The sequence below is a fragment of the Yersinia entomophaga genome (assembly GCF_001656035.1).
GTDB classification, from domain to species: Bacteria; Pseudomonadota; Gammaproteobacteria; order Enterobacterales; family Enterobacteriaceae; genus Yersinia; species Yersinia entomophaga.
In genome coordinates, this window is the sequence record NZ_CP010029.1 from 3845155 (window position 1) to 3866858 (window position 21704).

Sequence of the window (21704 nt, forward strand, 5' to 3'; positions counted from 1 at the left end):
CATCTTATAAAGACGACCAAGGATATCTGCGTGAAATCTGTATCACGGAAAATGGCTAAAGGTGTAAGTATCAGTCTTTTGATGGGCAGCACATTAATGGCGGGTTTTAGCGCCTGGGCTGAAAATATTACTGATATGGCAGGGCGTTCGGTAGAAATTCCGGCCAAAGTCGATCGCATTTTATTAGGTGAAGGACGCTTATTCTACGCAGTCTCTCTGCTGGAAGGCAAAAAGCCCTTCGACCGAATTGTCGGCTGGCAGGGTGACTTCCGTAAACTGGATACCCAAACCTACGCCGTTTATAAAGCCAAATTCCCGCAGGTTGATAATATTCCGTTGATAGGCAATACCACTGCCGACAGTATCAGCCCGGAAAAAGTCCTGACGCTGAATCCCGATATCGCTATTTTTGGTTTATCTGGTCACGGACCGGGTAAAAACAGCGAATTGGTCAACCAGTTAGAGAAAGCCGGTGTGCCGGTGGTGTTCGTTGATTTCCGCACTTCTCCGCTGAAAAATACCCTGCCAAGTATGCGTGTATTGGGGAAAGTGTTGCACCGCGAACAGCAAGCCAATGATTACATCAAATTCTATGAAGATAATGTCCGTAAAGTGACTGACATTACCAACACCGTTCCCGCCGAGAAAAAACCAAGCGTGTTCATCGAGCTGCGTGCTGGCGCGATGGAAGAGTGCTGCGGCACTGCCGGTAAAGGTAACATGGGTGACTTTATCGATCAGGCCGGCGGTAATAACATCGCTAAAAACCTGCTGCCGGGAGCACTGGGTACGGTAAATCTGGAGAAAGTGCTTTCGGCTAATCCTGATATCTATATTGCTAGTGGTGGTAAAGCGCCGGACAATAACGCACCGGGCATATCTTTGGGGGCGCAAGTAACCCAAGAACAGGCTCAGGCAAGTCTGCAAAAGATTCTGGATCGTAAAGGCATCAATACCCTAAGTGCGGTAAAAGAGGGGCGAAGCTACGGTATCTGGCACAATTTCTACAACTCTCCTTATAACGTTTTAGCGATTCAGAGTTTTGCTAAATGGTTCTATCCGGAACAATTTGCCGACCTCGATCCAAATAAAACCATGGACAGCCTGTATTCTCAGTTCCTGGCTATTGAGCCAACCGGGACATATTGGGTTGATTCAAAGAAATAGTCTGTAACAGGTAACTGAAACAATGAGTGTAACTGCGGAACCCTTACCAAAAGTGAAAAGTCAGACTGATACCGGCGTCATGGGGCGCTATCAAAACATAGTGCGCCATCGATTGTTAATTTTGGCGGTATTGGCTTTGGCAATCCTCGGCTGCCTGCTGTTGGATTTCACCATGGGACCTTCCGGGTTATCACTCTCCTCCCTGTGGCAGACGCTGGTTGACCCTGCCAGCGCCGATGCGGGCACCCGAGTTATCGTGTGGGATATTCGTTTGCCTTATGCATTGATGGCGGTAGTGATCGGGCTTTCCCTCGGTTTGGCCGGTGCTGAAATGCAAACCATCCTGAATAACCCGCTGGCGAGTCCCTTTACTCTTGGGGTTTCCTCAGCGGCGGCTTTCGGCGCTGCGCTGGCGATAGTCTCCGGCATTGGCATTCCGGGGGTTCCGGATCAGTGGTTTATCTCGGTTAACGCCTTTATCTTTGCGTTGTTCGCGGCGTTGATGCTGGACGGCATTACGCGTTGGACGCGGGTGGCGACCTCCGGCGTGGTGTTATTTGGTATCGCGCTGGTATTCACCTTTAACGCATTGGTTTCCATGATGCAGTTCATCGCCAGCGAAGATACGCTGCAAGGGCTGGTATTCTGGACCATGGGCAGCCTGGCGCGAGCCTCTTGGACCAAACTGGGCATTATGCTCGGCATTTTTGCTCTGATGTTGCCTCTTTCCATGATGAGTTCATGGAAACTGACCGCGCTGCGTTTGGGCGAAGATCGCGCCATTAGCTTTGGTATTGATGTGCGTCGCCTGCGTTTAGGCACTTTGTTGCGCATCAGTATGTTATCGGCTCTGGCGGTGGCATTCGTCGGCCCGATAGGCTTTATCGGTCTGGTTGCACCGCACATTGCCCGTATGATTTTCGGTGAAGATCACCGCTTTTATCTGCCAGCCAGCGCCCTGATTGGCGCATTGGTATTGTCTATGGCTTCCGTCGCATCGAAAAACCTGATTCCGGGCGTTATTATTCCCGTCGGCATCGTTACATCGCTGGTGGGCGTGCCGTTCTTCCTGAGTATTATTTTGCGCCATCGGGGGAATGTATGAATTCAGGTTTACGTATTGAGCATTTTAATGCCGGCTATCCAAAACGTCCGGTTATTCAGAATCTGAGCGTACCTTTGCTGCCGCGTGGCAAGATCACCGTGTTGCTGGGGCCAAACGGCAGCGGGAAGTCCACGTTATTGCGTTCTTTAGCCGGTTTGAACCGAGCGGAAGGGCAGCTATGGCTGGATGGTAAAGATTTGATGCAAATGCCTTTTGCGCAACGAGCCGAACAAGTGGTGTATTTGCCGCAGTCGTTACCGGCCGGCGTGCATTTGCACGTATTGGAATCGATTATTGTCGCGCAGCGGGCGTCCGGTGGCCGTAGTCATGCCAGCAGCGAAGCGGAAGTCATGGCGTTGCTGGAGCAACTGGGTATTTCCCATCTGGCTTTAAGTTATCTGGATCAACTTTCCGGCGGTCAGAAGCAGTTAGTGGGTTTGGCTCAGTCGTTGATCCGCCAGCCATCGCTGTTATTGCTGGATGAACCGCTGAGCGCCTTGGATCTTAACTACCAATTCCACGTTATGGACCTGGTGCGGCAGGAAACCCAAAAGCGCAACATTATTACCGTTGTGGTGGTGCACGATATCAATATCGCTTTGCGTCACGGTGACCACGTTTTGATGTTGCAAAACGGTAATCTGATTGCCGATGGCGTACCGGAAGACGTGATTACTCCAGCTAGTCTGGCGAAGGTGTATGGCGTTAAAGGGCGAATTGAACGCTGTTCCCAAGGCACACCTCAAGTATTAATTGATGGATTAGTCACCGAACCGACAATTTAATTATATATTCTCACCGCCTTATTAAATTATTTCACATAAATAAGGCGGTGATATTAAGCCGTGCCCCGAAGTTATTATAAAAATAAAATTCAAGTGGAAATTCCGGAAGCAGTATTTCTGTTTCAATGAGCAATGACTCTAAATATATAAAAATAATATTTATACATTTCAATACCTCATGGAGAATGGTAATGGCAGTCTTTAGCAAAACGAAAACAGCGGTATTGATTACTGCTGCGATATTATCTGCCCAATCGCAGGCAGATAATAAAAATACCGCATCGACAGATACTCTGGTTGTTACCGCAACCGGTTTCCAGCAGCGTATTCAGGATTCGGCCGCGTCTATCTCTGTAGTCACGCGTCAACAGATTGAGAATAAAGCCTATCGTGATGTGACCGATGCGTTGAAAGACGTTCCTGGCGTAGTTGTCACCGGCGGCGGCAGTAAAACTGATATCAGCATTCGTGGTATGGCGGCGAAATATACTCTGATTCTGGTGAACGGTAAACGGGTGGATACTCGCAGTACGCGCCCGAACAGCGATGGCTCCGGTATTGAGCAGGGCTGGTTACCACCGTTATCTGCCATTGAGCGCATTGAAGTGGTGCGCGGGCCGATGTCTTCCCTGTATGGCTCCGATGCCATGGGCGGGGTTATCAACATTATTACCCGTAAAGTTGGCAAAGAGTGGTCCGGTTCCCTGCGTGCGGATGCCACCTTGCAGGAAGATTCTAAATCCGGCGATATGTTCCAGACTAACGCCTATGCCTCCGGCCCGTTAATCGACGGTTTATTAGGATTAAAAGTCAGCGGTCTGCTTTCACATCGCAGCGAAGATAAAATCATTGACGGTTATAATGAACAGAGAATGCGTAATGGTGCTGCGACATTTAGTTTAACACCGGATGATAAAAACGAATTTGATTTTGAATTGGGTCATTATGTTCAAGATAGAAATGTGACGCCGGGTTATTCTGTCAAGAAAACAGATAAAAATAACGACGTTCAGTATGACCGAAATAACTATTCTATTACACATAATGGTTATTATGATTTCGGTAATTCAACCAGCTATGTTCAACGTGATGAAACGCGTAATCCATCGCGGAAAATGAAAAGCGTCGATAATGTCTTTAATACCCAAACGTCTTTCCTGCTAGATAATCACACATTAATTCTGGGCGGCCAATATCGCTTTGAAGAATTGTATGATGACAATAATCAGCTCAGCACGGCTAAAGATCTCAAGAAATTAAGCCGCTGGAGTTGGGCGCTGTTTGTCGAAGACGAATGGCAAATGACCAACGATTTCGCTCTGACCGGCGGTATTCGTATGGATCAGGATCAGAACTACGGGACTCACTGGACGCCGCGCTTGTATGGTGTATGGCATCTGGCTGAGGAATGGACGCTGAAAGGCGGCGTTTCTGCTGGTTATCGCTCACCTGATTTGCGTCAGGCAACGGATAATTGGGGACAATTAACGGGCGGTGGTAATGGTGCTCCGGCAATAATCATGGGGAACTCCAGCCTAAAACCGGAAAAAAGCGTGAGTGAAGAGATTGGCGTCCTTTGGGATAACCAGGATGATCTCAATGCCGGTATTACCGTCTTTAATACCCATTTCCGCGATAAAATAACGGAAAGTAGACAGTGTACTGATGTTGATGCAAGTGGCGAACCGAGTGGTGCGGCTTCTGGCCAGTGTAGGGTCAATGGTGAAAACTTCCAGTATATCAATGAGCGTCTTAACGTTGATGAAGCGACCATGCGCGGCGTTGAGGCGACATTCAATTGGGATATCAGCAAGGATTGGACTTTAGGTTCTAGCTATACATTTACTCAATCTAAGCAAAAAAGCGGCAAATTCTCTGGTCAACCGTTAAACCAAATGCCTAAACATATGGTAAACGCTACGCTGGACTGGAAAACGAGCGAAGACCTAGCGACCTGGATTCGGGCTAATTACCGTAGTAAAACCTCTGAATATCTGGATCGTACCAACCTGAAAGGCCGCACGCCGTCTTATACCTTTGTAGACCTAGGTGCTAACTATAAGCTCACTAAAGAACTCCGTTTAATGGGCGGTGTATACAACGTATTGGATAAGCGCGTTGATACCACGGTTAGCGACAAAGTGCTGGACGGTCGTCGTTATATGGTTGGTGTTAATTACGATTTCTGATTTTTTCTTAATTAAAGCGATTGATGAAGCCACTGAAAAGTGGCTTTTTTTATTCAATCTTGTCGTGGGGGAGCAGGTTGATGAATTTCTCGATTTTGCTTCCTTCGTGCTTTTTATGGTTTTCAAAATATGAACTTTGAACTTTGAACTTTGAACTTTGAACTTTGAACTTTGAACTTTGAAATCGGATCAGGTTTCAGTTGATATTTGCTTTGTGAATATTTCACTTCTACAGCCTCAACCAAGTCAAAGCGCGCAGGCGCGAGTCTTAACCATCCGCGCCTCCGCACAAAGCCGCTTGCTTTACAGGACACCTCGTTCATCACACCGGCTGACGGGCGCCTCCCTGCTAATGGCGTCTCGCTCCGCCGTCCACGGCGGGTTGCCCTATCCTCTGTTCTTCATTCAGCAGGCTGCGATGTGCTCTTATCTTAAAGGCCGAATTAAAAACACAGAAAACCGAACTATAAAGCTTTCAAAACATGATCCTGCCTGAATTATCGAAAACCCTCACCGCTTTTGTATATACGTCAACGCCAACGCTAGCGCCAAAACCAACCCTTTAATAATATCCATTGCATAGTAAGGCACTGAAAGCATCACCAAGCCATTTTGCAGCACGCCGAGAATCACCGCGCCAATCAGGGTGCCAAAGGCGTTTGGTTTGCCTGAGCCTGCCAGTGAAAAACCGATATAGGCCGCGGCCACCGCGTCCATCAGGTAACCGCTACCGGCGTTAACCTGTGAAGAACCGATGCGGGAAGCGAGCAAAATGCCGCCCAACGCAGCCAGCTGTGAGGAAAGCACATAGGCCAAAACCCGATAACGAACCGTGCGAATACCGGACAACCGTGCCGCTTCAGGATTGCCGCCAATGGCATACATACGACGGCCATGCTTGGTTAGCGATAGATAAAGCTGCACCACTAATGTCACAATGAGCATAATAATCACGATGACAGGGACTTGCCCCAACGCCGAAAACATCTCCGGAATCAGCCCTTCGGCCATATCGCCACTCGGCAACAGCATATTCTGGGTGATAGAACCGCCGTAGCTGTAGGTCATCGCCACGCCTTGAATGACAAATAAGCTGGCTAGCGTCGCCAACATATCGGGGATCTTCAGTACCACAATCAGGAAAGCGTTAAACAACCCGACCAAACCGCACACCAGCAAAGTCACAATGATAGCGCCGGTGGTACCGAAGCCGTACCAGACAAACAGCGACACCACTACTGCGTTGGCCAGTGAAGCGGTAGAGCCAACGGAAAGATCGAAACCGCCGATAGATAGTGATATCGATACGCCGATGGCGATCACCGTGACAATAGCGATAGATCGTAAAATATTGATGATATTGTTCGGATCAAGGAAGTTATCCGAAGCCAGACCAAACAGGGCGATCAACGCAACAACGGTAAGTAACATCCCCCACTTATACAGAAAATCAAATAGCTGATGACGCCAGGGCTGCACATTAGGTAGGGGCGAATCTTTACTCACGCGGGTGTTCCTCCGGTTGAAAATAGTAATAGCGTTTCTTCGTTAATTTCTGCGGCGTTCAGCTCGGCCACGATGCGACCATCCCACAGCACGCAAATTCGGTCACATAGGCCTACCAGTTCGGAGAATTCACCCGAGGCATAGATAATGCCTTTGCCCTGACGCGCCAAATCGTCGATCAGGCCGAATAGTTCCTGTTTGGCTTTGATATCAACGCCTTTGGTCGGTTCATCGAAAATCAGTATCTGTGCGTCTCCCCGTAGCCATTTACCGATAGCCACTTTTTGTTGATTGCCTCCGGAGAGTCGAGCCAATTTCTGCTGCGGCGCAGAGGTACGTATCCCTAAGCGCTGAATCAGTGTTTTAGCCCAGTTTAATTCCTGTCGGCGGCTGAAAATGCTCCAGCGGGAGAAACTGTCGTCGGCGCATACACTCAGATTCATAGGAATGCTTTCGTGAATAAAAATGCCTTCTTTGCGCCGTTCTTCCGGCACCAGCGCCAATCCTTGCGTCACTGAACGATCCGGCGAATGCGGTTGCCAGCGCTGACCACGTAATTCCGCCTGTTTCACCGTACAGGGCATCGCGCCAAACAGCGCTTTGCACAACTCGGTTTTTCCTGCGCCTGCCAAACCGGCAATGCCTAAAATTTCCCCTTGATTTAGCTGGAGGCTGATATCGCGCAGTTTATGTGGATCACGCAATCCACTGACGCTCAAAAGGGTTTTATCGCTGCAGGGCGGGCGGCGGGGAGGGAATATATCGTCTAGCTGATGACCCAGCATTTTCTCGACGATTTGCTCACTGCTCAGCCCGGCCATAGCGCCGTGGCTGATAAATCGCCCGTCTCGCAACACGGTAATCTGATCGCAAATCTCGCGTAATTCATGGATGCGGTGAGAAATAAATACGATAGCAATACCTTCCGATTTCAGGCGGCGTACCACCGTAAACAGACGGGCGCTTTCTTCCTGATCCAGCGGAGCCGTTGGCTCATCCAGAATCAAAAAACGACAGTGGTGGGAAAGGGCGCGCGCTAGCAGCACCTGCTGTTTTTCTGCCAGGGTGCAGGATTCCAAGCGCTGGCGAACGTTCAGCGGTAAACCCAATTGTTGGAGCAACTGCTCAGCCTGACGATAAAGCCGCGGCCAGTTGAACAGGTGGCCCGATTCTGCCAGCGTTGCCAGCATAATATTTTCTGCTACCGACAAGCTTGGCACCAAAGCAACATCTACCTCTTGCTGCACCACGTGAATTCCGAGCTGTTTAGCCTGAAGCGGCGAATGAATATCTACCCGCTGTCCGTCTATGAAAATTTCACCACTGTAGTGACCGTGCGCACCGGAAAGGATCGCCATTAGCGTTGATTTTCCCGCTCCGTTGGCTCCTACCAGTGCATGGGTTGATCCGCCTTCCAGCGAGAAATCGACCTGCTGTAAGGCATGAAAACCGGAAAACGAGAGTGAAATATTGCGCATTTCCAGGCGAGAAGGGGTGAGGGTAGGCATAAGTTTCTGTAACGGCCCCGCTAAATAGGTGAATACCGCCCAATAGTTAGCTTTATCGGTGGGGTAATAAAAACGTTTCGTCAGGCGAAAATCGTAAAAAAAACGTCAAAAAATGCGCTTGTTCTCGGTGTTTTTTAACATGTTTTAAATCATTAGTAATGAACTAATAGGGTTAAGCTATAGCAAATAATTATTAAACATCTTTGGCTTAGCCATTAAGATGAATCAGACCGGACAGGATTAAGACAGGTTAGAAAGTAATAATAATCGCCGTTGATAACAACTGAAAAAAAATTCATAACATCAGCAAGGAAATGGCATGAGTGCGAACACAATCCGCGTGCAGGTAGGGCCTGCCAACTATTATTCTTTTACCGGTGCTATCGATAAGCTGAGTGAATTCTATCCACAGCCCGTATTGGAAAAAGCGCTGTGGATTTATGGTGAACGAGCATTAAACGCCGCGCAGGATTATCTGCCAGCGGAATTTCATTCCGCCAATGCTATTAAGGCGCGCTTTAACAGCCATTGCAGTGAATCCACCGTGGCAGAACTGGTCAGTGTGGCCGGTTCCGAGCGCCAGGTGGTGATCGGCGTTGGCGGTGGTGGCGTCCTGGATACCGCTAAAGTGGTAGCACGACGCTTAGGCCTACCGCTGGTGGTCATTCCTACCATTGCCGCGACCTGCGCCGCCTGGACGCCTCTATCCGTGTGGTATACCGAGCAGGGGCAGGCGCTGAATTATGAAATTTTCAATGATGCTAACCATTTGGTTTTGGTTGAACCGCGTATTATTTTGCAGGCTCCTGTGGCCTATCTGCTGGCCGGTATCGGCGATACCTTGGCTAAATGGTATGAAGCCGTTGTATTAAGCAGCGATCCTAAATCCTTACCGTTGACGGTGCGTCTGGGTCTACAGGCGGCGCTGGATGTGCGTAATGTTCTATTGGAACAGAGCGAGGCGGCATTGCAGGCAGTCGCGCGGCGCGAATTAACGCAGGATTTCCTCGATGTAGTTGACGCAATTATTGCCGGTGGCGGCATGGTGGGGGGATTAGGCGAGCGTTTCACCCGCGTGGCGGCGGCGCATGCGGTACACAACGGATTGACGGTATTGCCGCAAACCGCACGTTTCCTGCATGGAACAAAAGTGGCCTACGGAATTCTGGTACAAACCGCTTTGCTGGGGCAGGAACAGGCGTTGAAAGACCTGATTGCTGCCTTTAAAGTCTGGGGCTTACCAACCCATCTGGCCGCGCTAGACGTCAATATTCGCGACCGTGATGCCATTGAACAAGTGATTACCCGAATTCTTAAGCCGGGAGAGTCCATCCACGCACTGCCAATTAGCCTGAATAAACAGAAAATACGGGCGGCAATTGAGCAGGTAGACATCGCTGCGCAGGCCTTATAAGGCGTGGTAAGGGCTTTTTTTCTTCGCAGAGCGAAATAAACTGGTTTGGGATGGTTTTAACGTCTTGTCTTTTCATCTCGGATTAGGGCAGAATACGCGCCAAGAAATAGCCGACGTTTTAAATAACTCGTCGGTTATTTTTTTGCATTCGTGTTTTCACAAATCAAGAGGCCGGGCATCGATCCGGATAGATAAATAGGTCCGCGTGCGATTATTCACACCATGAAATCGCCGTTATGAGGAAAGAAAGATGGGGCAATTGTTCACTTTAGCGTCGGTGCCTACCGGCATGCGCTGCACACGCAGCGATTATGGGGCAGCAGGCATTTTTTCAACCCGCTATTCCGCTTTCATTACCCCACTTGCGTATCCCAGGCAGATACGAAGTTTCCCCGTCACCTCTCGACTTTGTGGTACAAACACAAATCTGGTCGAAGGTATGGGGAGGCTGAATCATGTCGCTTAATACAGCTGTTCAGGTCGGCACCAATCAGACAGGCACCAACAATCGCGTCCAACTCAGAAAAACTCTGACGTTGGTTCAAGTGGTTATGATGGGGCTTGCTTATCTGCAGCCGATGACCATTTTTGATACTTTTGGTATTGTTTCAGGCTTGACCGATGGTCACGTCGCGACTTCTTACGCCATCGCTTTGATCGCGGTTCTCTTTACCGCCGTTAGCTATGGCAAATTGGTGAAACGCTTCCCGTCCGCGGGCTCGGCCTACACCTACGCGCAGAAATCCATTAGCCCACACGTTGGCTTTATGGTGGGTTGGTCGTCATTGCTGGACTATCTGTTCATGCCAATGATCAACATTCTGCTGGCAAAAATTTATCTGGAAGCCATCTTCCCCGGCGTGCCTTCGTGGATCTTCGTTGGGGCGTTGGTCAGCCTGATGACCTTGTTCAACCTGCGCGGCATCAACGTGGTTGCTAACCTGAACTCCATCATTGTGGTGGTACAGGTAGCGATTATGGTGGTATTCGTCGGGCTATTGATTCATGGCGTTTATCAGGGTGAAGGTGCGGGTACATTAGTTAGCACCAAGCCGTTCTATTCAGAGAACGCCCATTTGGTGCCGATGATAACCGGTGCGACGATACTCTGTTTCTCATTCCTTGGGTTTGACGGTATCAGCTCATTGTCTGAAGAAACGCCAAATGCCGGCAAAGTGATTCCGAAAGCCATTTTCCTGACGGCGTTAATCGGCGGCATTATCTTTATCGCGGTATCTTATTTCTTGCAGTTATATTTCCCGGACATCTCGCGCTTCAGCGATCCTGATGCGTCACAGCCGGAAATCATGCTGTTCGTGGCCGGTAAGTTCTTCCAGTCTGTGATTCTGTGCTTCTCTTGCGTCACGGTACTGGCTTCAGGCATGGCGGCGCACGCCGGGGTTTCCCGACTGCTGTACGTCATGGGCCGCGATGGTGTATTCCCAGAGAAAGTGTTCGGTTACGTGCATCCGAAATGGCGTACTCCGGCCATCAATGTGCTGTTGGTCGGTGGCGTAGCGTTGTCTGCGGTGTCTTTCGACCTGGTTACCGCAACGGCGTTGATTAACTTTGGTGCGCTGGTGGCGTTTACCTTTGTTAACCTGTCGGTTATCTCCCAGTTCTATATCCGGGAGCGCCTGAACCGTACCCTTAAGGATCACATCAACTACCTGATTCTGCCGGTAATTGGTGCAGGTACCGTCGGCGTGCTGTGGATGAACCTGGAAAGCAGCTCAATGACCTTAGGTCTGGTTTGGGGGGCGATTGGTCTGGCGTATATGCTGTGGAAAACCCGTGTTTTCCGTCAGGCATTACCGCAGTTCAATGAAGAACTTGCACGATAATAAAACTTGATTGATTTGTGATGAAAAGCGGAGCCGATTGGCTCCGTTTTTTTGTCCGCAATCTGCGGGTAAAAAGAATTGGCCGTTGGAATAGGGCGAAATACGCTGTTTTATTATCAGTGCTGATCTGCACGACTCGGCAACCTGATGTTCAATATTGGTGTTATCGGCGGACTGAATAGCACCGCCGGGTAATCATTTTGGCGAGAAGTTAACTCACTAATTCGCGAGCATAATCGTACAATGATTTTAATAGCTCCAATTTATCTTTATCACTTTCATACAGATTGTAGAATTGCTCCAATTGCTGCACATACTCCTGTACCCGCTCAGGGCTTAGCACTTCGCGGCGATGGTTAAGCCAGCGCTGCTGCTCGCTGTCATCCAGAGTATTGGGGTAGTTTCTGGCGCGAAAACGGAACAGCAACTCATCCAAACGTCGATCCTGAAAACTCAGATCCAGCGCAGGCAGATTTTGCGGCGCAGTTTGCTGAATAATCTTCATTGCCGCTCGATCGGCGTCACTAAAGAAGCCGTCATAAAGCTGGGCATCCACATCGTTGGATGCAGCAAAAGGCGGGGCTTCAGCAAACAGGGCAACTACTTTTTCGCGTATCTGCGGGTTTTGTCGCAATAATTGCAAATTTTGCAGGCAACGTTGGCGATCGATACCTAAACGTTCGGCATTCTCTGCCAGCAGAGTTTTCGCTGGAGCCAGCACTGGACACTTATTGATATGCACCAGTTTGATTGGCACAGACGATTGATTGGCAGAAAGCTGGTCTCGACGAGTATATAAGCGTTCACGCAAGGCGTCGGTATCCAGTTCCAGCAGCGGCGACATATCTCCGGCCAGATCGCACATGATGACGGCGTTTTTGTTATCCGGGTGCCAGGCCAGAGGTGCAACCCAGCTGGTGTTACCTCGCGCAGCACCAAACATGCCGGAAACGTGCACCAGCGGAGTCATCTCGGCAATGTCGATTAACGAATTGATTTTATGCTTATTACGATGCTGATAGAGATAATCAAACAACCGAGGTTGCGCCTGCTTAACCAGTTTTGCCATCGCAATGGTGGCATGTACGTCAGACATCGCGTCATGAGCCTGTAAATGTTCTACGCCATTGGCTTTGGTCAGATGTTCCAGTTTAAAGCTCGGCAGGCCGTCGTCATTTTCCGGCCAGATAATGCCTTCCGGACGCAAGGCATAACATGCGCGCATAACATCCAGTAAATCCCAACGAGAATTACCATTTTGCCAGCTGTAGGCGTAAGGATCGTAGAAGTTGCGATAAAAGATATTACGGCTGACTTCATCATCAAATCGAATATTGTTGTAACCCAAAATACAGGTTCCGGGCACGCTAAAAGCCTGATGAATCCGTTGGGAAAACTCAGCCTCGTTGACGCCTTTGGCCAGCGCGGTTTGCGGCGTAATGCCGGTAATCATCACCGCCTCGGGCTGTGGCAGATAATCGTCCGCCGGAGTGCAATACACCACCAATGGCTCTTCGATGATATTGAAATCCAGATCGGTTCGCACACCAGCAAACTGCGCCGGACGATCCAGCGCTGGATGTTGACCAAAAGTCTCGTAATCATGGACGTAAAACGTCGGTGATGAGGTTGGTTTTGCCATTCTTTTGTATTGACCTTTATTGACTCTGGCTTAGGGGCTGAGATTTACCCACGGCAGCCACTCACTTTGTAACAAGAATATCATCTCAGCATAGTTTTCACGTCAGTTTTATCATCACTAAAACCGAGGGGATCTCGGGTTACCCTAGTTAGATAAGATGAGAACGACCCCGCATGTGAATCGGAACATAATGATATTTATACTTAAAAAAATATTGAATCATTTATAAATTAAATAACTTTGACTTTAATGATTCATTAAACGAGTTATTTAACTTCCGTTTACTCAGCCCTTTATACAATGCTCGACATAAAATACTTAATAGGGTTTGAAACGGTGAAAACACTTTTATTGACCGGGGCAACGGGCTTTCTGGGCGGGGCAGTGCTGGAAAAGCTTCTGATAGAAAATTCGGATTTTAATTATTTATTATTGGTTCGGGCTAATACACCAGAGCAAGGCTTAGCCCGTATCAAACATAATTTAGAAAAATTTTATCTTTCGCCCCAAAATCTGAATAAAGTTACAGAACGACATATATTATTAGGTGATTTGGCTGAGCCAGAAAGTTTTATTTCCGATCCTCGGTTGGATGAGGTTACTCATGTTATCAACTGTGCGGCGGTAGCCTCTTTTGGCAATAATCCGTTAATCTGGAAGGTTAACGTTGAAGGCACACTGGCCTTTGCCAAACGTATGGCTCAGGTGACAGGTTTAAAACGCTTTGTACACGTTGGTACGGCGATGTCTTGTACGCCGGATGCAGGAAGTCTGGTTGATGAGCAGGTATTATCTCCGGCCAGTGAGGCGCATTTAGTCGAATACACCAAATCCAAATCAACCATTGAAAATCTGCTTTCAGAACAATGTCCTGATTTACCGCTGGTGTTCGCCCGACCGTCTATTGTTGTTGGCCATACCCGCTTAGGCTGCCAGCCTTCCAGCAGTATATTCTGGGTCTTCCGTATGGCATTAATGATGCGGAAGTTTATGTGTTCTCTGGACGATCATATTGACGTTATTCCTGTCGATTACTGCGCAGATGCATTGGTCTGCTTATTATTACATCCAGAATTACCTGACTATATTTATCATATCTCTGCCGGTGAAGAGAATAGCGTTAGTTTTGCCGAAATAGATAATGCGATGTCTCTGGCCGCGAAACAAAAACCAGTGGGAATAAATTATATGCAGGTTGATTACGGTGCCTTGGTACAAATGCGTAATCAGCTGAAAAATATATTTGGGCCTTGTAATGAACGCTTAATGCTAAAAGCTATGCGGTTATATGGCTCATTCGCCATGCTAAATGTGCGCTTTAATAATCAGCGATTATTGAGTTTGGGAATGGCAAAGCCGCCGCGCTTTACGGATTATGTCGCCTGTTGCGTAGAGTCCAGCCGCGGTTTAACCATTCAGGAACAAATGGCCATCGATTTTAAATAAAATTAGTACACCTTCTTACCCGGCAACAACAATTGCCAAGATTGTCATATTTTATCATGTTTGGCGGAGTGCCAGATGTTGGTTACTCCGCTAGAATTAGCCCTTTCCTGACGAATAGGGTGAGTGTGCTGTGCGCCTTGATAAAGCAATTACGCCACTGGATAATTTGATTTATAGCAATTACCGTATTGCCCACGCTTTACGAATTAGCGTGGCCTTTGTCCTAACCTTTCTTATCCTGCGTTTACTTGCCTTCCCGGATGCCACTTGGGCGCTAATTACTTTGGTCGTGGTGATGGGGCCGCTTTCCTATTGGGGAAACGTCTTTTCTCGCGCTATTCAACGTATTGGCGGAACTCTCTGCGGGGCAGCTTCGGGTCTGGTCGCGCTGTATCTTCAACAATATTCTCTAACCGCTATGCTCGCTTGGTGCTTTGTAGTGATGTTTGTCTGCGGTTATTTAACCTTGGGCAATCGGCCTTATATGGCTTTATTGATCGGTGTAACCTTGGCATTAGTTTGCGGTTCCGGCTCGGTCGATATGAGTACCGCTCTGTGGCGCAGCGCCGATGTTATTTTGGGTTCTTTACTCGCGTTGTTATTTACTAGCATTTATCCGCAGCGGGCTTTTACCCATTGGCGTATGCAATTAAGCACCAGCCTCCACGCCATCGGCACTATCTATGCTGCTTATTTATCACCTAATGTGGTCGATCGTCCTCGTTTAGAGGACAAAATGAAAAGCGAGTTAGCGCGATTGGTCAAAATGCGCGGTTATATCGCTTCGGCGACCAAAGAATCGGGTATTGATAAAGAGGTATTTAATGCGATTCAAACTCTGTATCGCAATGTGGTTTCTACGCTGGAACTGTTGGCCGATGCCTATTGGTCGTCTCGCGAAAGCCATTTTTTACTGCTGAATGTCCAAACTCTGCGCCATACTCAGTTGCTAACTATTCGTACTCTGGATAATTTAAGTCAGTGCCTGCTCAGCGGCCAGCCGGAGTATGAGGAGGTCGCCGCCAGCGAATTGAGTGAGATCAGCGTAGAATTGGAAAAACTGCTTGAAGTTGCTACCAAAAATCAGCAAATCGAGGCGCCTATTTATGGCTATGTGTGGTTGAGCATAGAAATTACCCGCCAATTGAAAGAACTGGGCGATTTGATTGAGATGACCATGCGACGCTAGCCGATTATTTGGACGCGAAAGGCGATGAAATTTCTGTCTGACGGGTAAAAAAGGTAAGATAAGTCAATGAATCTTGTCTCTGATGGCTGCTAACCTGTATTGTTAAGATCGCGTGTTGTCGCGACGTGATGGTGAACAGACAACCGGCCGTCAGCAATTGAATTTGTGTAAAACTTAGCTAAGGTGTGAAAATGGAAAATGTAAGCAAGCCAACTTTCCAGGACGTTTTGGAGTTCGTGCGTATGTTTCGTCGCAAAAATAAATTGCAGCGTGAAATTGTCGATAACGAAAAGAAAATTCGTGATAACCAAAAACGCGTTCTGTTGCTCGATAACTTGGGCGAATACATCAAACCTGGCATGAGTATTGAAGACGTGCAGGGCATTATCGCTAACATGCGCAGCGACTATGAAGATCGTGTTGATGATTACATCATCAAAAATGCCGATCTGTCGAAAGAACGTCGTGAACTGTCGAAAAAACTGAAAGCAATGGGCGAAGTTAAGTAACCTGAGCGATTTAGTTTAAAGATTGGAGAGCCAGATTGATGTCTGGCTCTTTTTTTATCTATTGAAAGTGAATATCCAAACCCGCGAGTTAGGAAAACCTTTGATTTAGCGTAATCATGGGCATAAATAATCGCCATTTAGCACATTTGAGCGATGGCGTTGTTGGGAATGCCTGGCAATGTTATTTGCCGGATAATTACATTATTTGCAATAGCAAAAAGCCCGACTAAGTTTCCTTAATCAGGCTTCTTTAATATGGCTCCTCTGACTGGACTCGAACCAGTGACATACGGATTAACAGTCCGCCGTTCTACCGACTGAACTACAGAGGAATCGTGTGAACGAGGCGAATAATAGCGAGGGCGGACGGGTTTGTCAAAGTAGAAAACCATTAAAAACGTGCGTTTGCTGAGAGAATGAGCTTATTGTCTTGTTTTTCAGCAAAATCAGCTCGTTATGGTGCAAGATTATGCTGTTTTATTTCTTTTCCCCTTTGCCTGTAACAAAGGGGAATGAGGTTGATAAGGAGAAATAAGAAAGAACAACGCTTAGGCTTTACTTCTGCGCAGTAATATTCGTGGGAAAAGATTATCTAAAACCCCTTTGCCACTGAGAGTGAAGGCCGAAAGCAGGGTAAAACTCAGAGCAATCGAGCCAAGAATGAAATAGGTATGGCTGAAACCGATCTGGTCATACATTTTGCCTGCAAAGGCCGAGAGAAATATCGCCGCTACCTGTTTGGAGAAGCAAAAACCAATTAAATAGATGGTGGCGGAAAATCGCACGTCAAATACTGAGGTAATGTATTTGAAGGAACCAATGAGCAGGAAGGGAACCTCAAAAGCGTGCAGCATCTTCAGGCAAATCACTTCCAGCGGCGTTGTGGCGAAAGCCGAGCCAAAAATACGGATCGACATAAACATCCCAGCCATCAGTAGCGCATTTTTGCTACCAATGCGGTTAATAATCCAGGGTGCGCAGAACATCAGCAGGGCGTTGGCCAATTCTCCAAGCGTGGTGACATAGCCAAATATTTCGGTGCCACGTTGTTTCGACTCAAAGAAGGACTTAAAGAAATTGGCAAACTGTTGATCGAAAACGTCATAGACGCAGGCAACGCCGATGATATACAGAATAAATAGCCACAGCTTGGGCATTTTAAACAGTTCGCCGACCATTTTCAGGTTAAATAGCGATTCGTTGGCGCCTAATTGATTCATTACTTCGGCGGAGCGGTTTTTATGAGGTTTGGCTATTAACAGTAATGTGGCCAATATCAGAGCGCTGCCTGATCCCATCCAAAACACCAGGTCCGGATTGACGTTAAACAGTATTCCGGCGGTAGAGGCGCAGATTCCCCAGCCAAAACAGCCAAACATCCGCGCTTGTCCGTATTCAAATCCGCTGGTACGGCTAACTCGCTCGACATAAGCTTCGATAGCGCCGGAGCCGCCGGAGAAAACAAAACCCAGATAGGCTCCGCCAACCAAGGATCCGAGCAGCGTGTTGTATTTCAGCAGCGGCGCGAAGATATACAGGAAGAAAGGAGCAAAGAAGATTAGCAGTAGGGTAATCGTCCAGAGTAGATGCTTTTTCAGCCCCAGTTTATCTGAAAGCACGCCGAATACCGGTTGAAAGCAAATGGCGAATAACGATAGAGAGGAAAAGACGATTCCGGTATCGGTTTTGCTCAGGCCAATCACGTCGGCTAACCAAATCGGCAGGAAAGGGAAACAGGCTGCCATAATAAAAAAATAGAAAAAGACAAACCAACCAAAAATCCAAAAGTTAGAGTTATTCTTATTAAAGAATGGGCTACTTTGCATACAACCCCCGTAAGGTACTCAATATGTTCTGCACAGGTTCGCTGGTTATCGTTCTCGGCCAGGTGCCTGCCAGGGTTATTCATCAGGGAAAGCGCGACGAACCTCGCCGCGCATTACCAACGGGAATTACAATTGTTCGAACTTGATCAAAATGGCACTTTCAGGATCCAGCACCGGTAAAGCTAAACCAACCTGTGCCAGCCATTCTCCATTGGCTTCGATCGGCTGAATCATCCATGGGGGTAATACTTTCATGGTATGCCCGCCTTGCTCGACGCTAATCAGTTCCGGTACGTCCAGCAGGCTAACGCGGTAACGAGCCTCTGGACGTAGATAAGGCATACGTAACTGACCAGGCAGAGACCAGGTTGGCATCGCCAGTTGGCTGACAATCAGTAGCGCCTGATCCTGCGATTCGCTGACTACGCCGTGCAGCAGGGTCGTGGGATCGTGGCTATCCAGCCGCACTACGTTGCCACTGTGTAATAAAGGTCGCAAAGATTTGTGCAGGGCGATATAGCGGGCAAAACCGCGCTGTTCTTCGCTGCTTTCTTTCACCGGATCCAATTCCACGCCCATATGGCCAAATAGCGCAGTCAGTCCACGAAAAGCGATATTGTGCTGCCGATAAGTGGTGTGGCAGAGTTTGCCACCAATATGGCTTCCCATGACTTCCGGCGGGAAGAAATAACTCATACCGCGTTGAATTTTCTGGCGTTCCAATGCGTCATTGTTATCTGAAGGCCAGAAGCGATGGGTGCGTTTGAGAATTTCATAGTCAATACGACCGCCGCCGGAGGCGCAGGATTCAAATTCGACGTGAGGATGATGCAATTGCAAAGTATCAAGTAGACGATACAGCGCTTCGGCTTGCCCGGTTGACCCCGCGCGCCCCTGATGACCGGGCTGAACGATTTCCCGATTCATATCCCATTTTACATAATCGATGTCATGCTCACCCAGCAGCCAGTCCATTCGCGCTAGCAGATAATCGAAGACCGCCGGATTTTGTAAATCCAACACGTATTGCCAGCGTCCGGTCGGCTGTTGATAGCCGGGAAGCGCCAATAGCCAGTCCGGGTGTGCACGATATAAATCAGAGTTCGGATTAACCATTTCGGGTTCGACCCAGATACCGAACTCCATGCCCAGATCTTTCACCTGCTGGATAACAGGTTGCAAGCCGTTGGGGTATTTCTTTTCATCCAGATACCAGTCTCCCAACGCCGCTCTATCGTGATTTCTTCCTTGGAACCAGCCATCGTCGATAATAAAGCGCTCGACGCCTAGGTCGGCCGCCTGCCGAGCCATCGACATAATGTACTGCGGGTTGTGATCGAAATAGATGCCTTCCCAGGTATTTAGATGCACCGGCCGGGCTTTGGGCTGCGGGAAGTGGACAATGTGTTGACGCACGAAGCGGTGTAACTGTTGGCTCATGCCATTCAGCCCGTGATTAGAATGGCTGGCATACAGCCAAGGCGTGGACTGGCTTTCTCCTTCCGCCAAACTGACTTCACCCGGTAAATATAGCGCTTCGGCCTGAAGCAGGCGACGTCCATCGGTTTTCACATCGGCGCGCAGACGATGGTTGCCGCTCCAGCCCAAATGAATACCCCAAACTTTACCTTGTTGTTCACTATAACCGTGGCAGCCGAGCACCATGCCGGGGAAATACTCGTGGGAGCTACGACCCCGGCGGTTTTCCTGCTGATAGCTACCGTGCTGCAAGGTCACGCGGTGGGGCTGGAACTCTTTTACCCAGCGACCATGGAAAGCCATCACTTCATCGGCCGTTTCATTGACTGGCAGCGTCAGTGCCAGACGATCCAGCCAGTAATTTTCGCAGCCCAAATTGGTTAAGCTGTTACGCAGGCTAAGAACGCCACTGGCGCTATCCAGATTCAGCTCTGAGGTCAGGCGCAGTCCCGCGATATCATCTTCGCCAATAATCGTTAGCTGATTATTTTTATGCTCGATTTGGGTGGTAACAAACACCGGCGACCAGTCCTTTCCGTCTCGATGTCCTTCCACGCTGGGGCTTCCGAACAGGCCATGCCCCAGTTCTGCCGCCAGCGTTAGCGGTACGTCAACGTCTAAACGTCCGTGTGGCACTGCCCGATTCAGGGTTTGAATATCTTCGGCATTGAAACTGTGCAGGTGCGGTCCCCAATAAAGAATTTCTGCATATGGCTGGCAACGAATGATGACGTCAGTGGCTGGGCTTTCCAGTCGCAGGATGCTTGGTTCCATATAATCCTCTCGGTAAGCTAGGAATGAATCAGTGAGGATTAGCATTGATCCGAAACGTTTCGGCTTAAACCGAAACGTTTCGGATCTGTGATGAAGTTAGAATAATATCGAGTCAACAAACATCGGATACATTAAATTTAGCGATGGAGTTAAGTGAAAAGAATGGTTTTTTTCTTTTTAAATCAGAGTATTAATTTGCTTTGTGCAGTGTGTCCCCAACGCCTAACTTTGGTTGCCACAAAACCTGTAGCTGTTCTACTGGCGCACCTTCAATTAAGGCCAACGTCATATCGGCGATTTTTTCTCCAACCGCAGCACGAGTCTCTTGAACAATCGGCGTGACGGTGGTTTCAACCAAAGAATCAGCCGGTAATCCATCAAATACAATCAATGAAATCCCTTGAGAACCCAGCAGGTTATGTTGCTGTAACGCCATTGCTGCGCCGTCTCCCAGCATATTACTGTCGGTTACTATGGCGGTAGGGGGCTGCGGCAACGCCAGCAAGTGCAGAGTGGCCAGATAGCCGGCGCGGCGGTTGCTATCAATTGGCTGCTGGTAACCCTCGTCCAGCGGAATCTGGTGGTTAGCCAATCCATCTAGATAACCTTGTAAGCGTTGATTAACATAGGTTTGCTGGCTATTTCCCCCCAGATAGGCAATACGTCGATGGCCAAGTTCCACCAGCTTTTCTACTGCCAGTAGCGTTCCGGCGCGATTATCAAAATCGAACCAGGCATAAGGGCTATCCAGTGAGCTGCGGCCCATCGCTAAAAAGGGTAAATGATGCTGAGCCAGATAGCGTAAACGACGGTCATTCTGCTGCGTGTGTGCCACGATCAACGCGTCAACCCGCTGGCTTTCTATCAGGCGGATAAACGACGGATGTTGGTCATGAGATACATCTGAAACCAGCAATAAATCAATATTATGCAGTGCCAGCGCGGCGCTGATGGTACTGATGGTTTCCAGAAAGGAGGCGTCGTTAAGCACGTTAGGTTGAAACGGATAAACTAGCCCAATCGCATCGGTTTTACCCATTTTCAAGCGCCTTGCCAAAGCATTAGGACGATAGCCCAAACGTTCGGCTACGGCTTCCACCCGCTGGCGAGTAATGGCGGATACATCGCTGTAGCCGTTCAGCGCCCGACTCACCGTCGTGGTGGACAGCTTTAATTCTTTGGCAATCATTTTTAACGACATAGGGATCTCGGCAGGAAGAAGAAAGGAATTATCCCATTGATTCAATATGGTAATAATTTAGGGCGTTGGGCAGTGAAATACCAGAGGAAATGCCCTTATTTGCGTGCCAGACCGCAGGGA

15 protein-coding genes and 1 tRNA gene are annotated in these 21704 nt (G+C 48.5%); 9 read left to right on the forward strand and 7 right to left on the reverse strand.

All coding sequences use genetic code 11. The features are described 5' to 3' along the window. Nucleotides 1-51: 51 nt before the first annotated feature. The 4 genes from PL78_RS17225 to PL78_RS17240 all read left to right on the forward strand — a co-directional run bounded on the left by PL78_RS17225 (nt 52) and on the right by PL78_RS17240 (nt 5246). Nucleotides 52-1167 carry an ABC transporter substrate-binding protein gene (locus tag PL78_RS17225; protein ID WP_371112910.1) on the forward strand — a complete coding sequence of 372 codons (1116 nt, stop codon included), beginning with the start codon at nt 52-54 and terminating at the stop codon, nt 1165-1167. Nucleotides 1168-1189: 22 nt separating this feature from the next. Next, the gene (locus tag PL78_RS17230) at nt 1190-2272 is read left to right on the forward strand and encodes a FecCD family ABC transporter permease (RefSeq protein WP_064517472.1); all 1083 of its coding nucleotides are present in this window, start codon (nt 1190-1192) and stop codon (nt 2270-2272) included. Next, the gene (locus PL78_RS17235) at nt 2269-3057 is read left to right on the forward strand and encodes an ABC transporter ATP-binding protein (RefSeq protein ID WP_064517475.1); all 789 of its coding nucleotides are present in this window, start codon (nt 2269-2271) and stop codon (nt 3055-3057) included. The genes PL78_RS17230 and PL78_RS17235 overlap by 4 nt, the downstream gene beginning before the upstream one ends. 185 nt (nt 3058-3242) lie before the next feature. Beyond that, the gene (locus tag PL78_RS17240) at nt 3243-5246 is read left to right on the forward strand and encodes a ligand-gated channel protein (protein ID WP_064517477.1); all 2004 of its coding nucleotides are present in this window, start codon (nt 3243-3245) and stop codon (nt 5244-5246) included. A 510-nt stretch (nt 5247-5756) separates the two neighbouring features. On the opposite strand, the gene PL78_RS17245 is transcribed toward PL78_RS17240, so the two are convergent. Beyond that, nucleotides 5757-6677 carry an ABC transporter permease gene (locus PL78_RS17245; RefSeq protein WP_371112914.1) on the reverse strand — a complete coding sequence of 307 codons (921 nt, stop codon included), beginning with the start codon at nt 6675-6677 and terminating at the stop codon, nt 5757-5759. Nucleotides 6678-6748: 71 nt separating this feature from the next. Then, nucleotides 6749-8260: a sugar ABC transporter ATP-binding protein gene (locus PL78_RS17250; RefSeq protein ID WP_064517483.1), complete on the reverse strand. Its 1512-nt coding sequence runs from the start codon at nt 8258-8260 to the stop codon at nt 6749-6751. Between the two features lie 319 nt (nt 8261-8579). Between PL78_RS17250 and PL78_RS17255 the strand changes: the two genes are divergently transcribed. Together PL78_RS17255 and PL78_RS17260 are read left to right on the forward strand one after the other, a co-directional pair. Beyond that, the gene (locus tag PL78_RS17255; RefSeq protein WP_064517486.1) at nt 8580-9674 is read left to right on the forward strand and encodes an oxidoreductase; all 1095 of its coding nucleotides are present in this window, start codon (nt 8580-8582) and stop codon (nt 9672-9674) included. Between the two features lie 455 nt (nt 9675-10129). Next, on the forward strand, nt 10130-11518 hold the full coding sequence (locus PL78_RS17260) for an APC family permease (RefSeq protein ID WP_064517489.1): 1389 nt from the start codon (nt 10130-10132) through the stop codon (nt 11516-11518). Between the two features lie 211 nt (nt 11519-11729). Here PL78_RS17260 and sbcB read toward each other — a convergent pair whose 3' ends face one another. Further along, the gene (gene sbcB, locus PL78_RS17265; RefSeq protein WP_064517492.1) at nt 11730-13160 is read right to left on the reverse strand and encodes an exodeoxyribonuclease I; all 1431 of its coding nucleotides are present in this window, start codon (nt 13158-13160) and stop codon (nt 11730-11732) included. 336 nt (nt 13161-13496) lie between these two features. Between sbcB and PL78_RS17270 the strand changes: the two genes are divergently transcribed. From PL78_RS17270 to tmaR, 3 genes are all read left to right on the forward strand, one after another. After that, a complete protein-coding gene (locus PL78_RS17270) occupies nt 13497-14606 on the forward strand; it encodes an SDR family oxidoreductase (RefSeq protein WP_064517494.1) in 1110 nt (369 codons plus the stop codon). Between the two features lie 130 nt (nt 14607-14736). Then, complete coding sequence (locus PL78_RS17275; protein WP_064517496.1) at nt 14737-15795, forward strand: FUSC family protein; 1059 nt, start codon at nt 14737-14739, stop codon at nt 15793-15795. Between the two features lie 191 nt (nt 15796-15986). Then, a complete protein-coding gene (tmaR, locus tag PL78_RS17280) occupies nt 15987-16304 on the forward strand; it encodes a PTS system regulator TmaR (RefSeq protein WP_064517499.1) in 318 nt (105 codons plus the stop codon). A 256-nt stretch (nt 16305-16560) separates the two neighbouring features. On the opposite strand, the gene PL78_RS17285 is transcribed toward tmaR, so the two are convergent. From PL78_RS17285 to PL78_RS17300, 4 genes are all read right to left on the reverse strand, one after another. Beyond that, nucleotides 16561-16636: transfer RNA gene (locus PL78_RS17285), tRNA-Asn, on the reverse strand. Between the two features lie 216 nt (nt 16637-16852). After that, nucleotides 16853-18130 carry an MFS transporter gene (locus PL78_RS17290; RefSeq protein ID WP_064517502.1) on the reverse strand — a complete coding sequence of 426 codons (1278 nt, stop codon included), beginning with the start codon at nt 18128-18130 and terminating at the stop codon, nt 16853-16855. A gap of 126 nt (nt 18131-18256) precedes the next feature. After that, nucleotides 18257-20383: an alpha-galactosidase gene (locus PL78_RS17295; protein WP_064517505.1), complete on the reverse strand. Its 2127-nt coding sequence runs from the start codon at nt 20381-20383 to the stop codon at nt 18257-18259. A 190-nt stretch (nt 20384-20573) separates the two neighbouring features. After that, nucleotides 20574-21584, reverse strand: coding sequence for a substrate-binding domain-containing protein (locus tag PL78_RS17300; protein ID WP_064517508.1), 1011 nt, complete (start codon nt 21582-21584; stop codon nt 20574-20576). Nucleotides 21585-21704 lie beyond the last annotated feature (120 nt).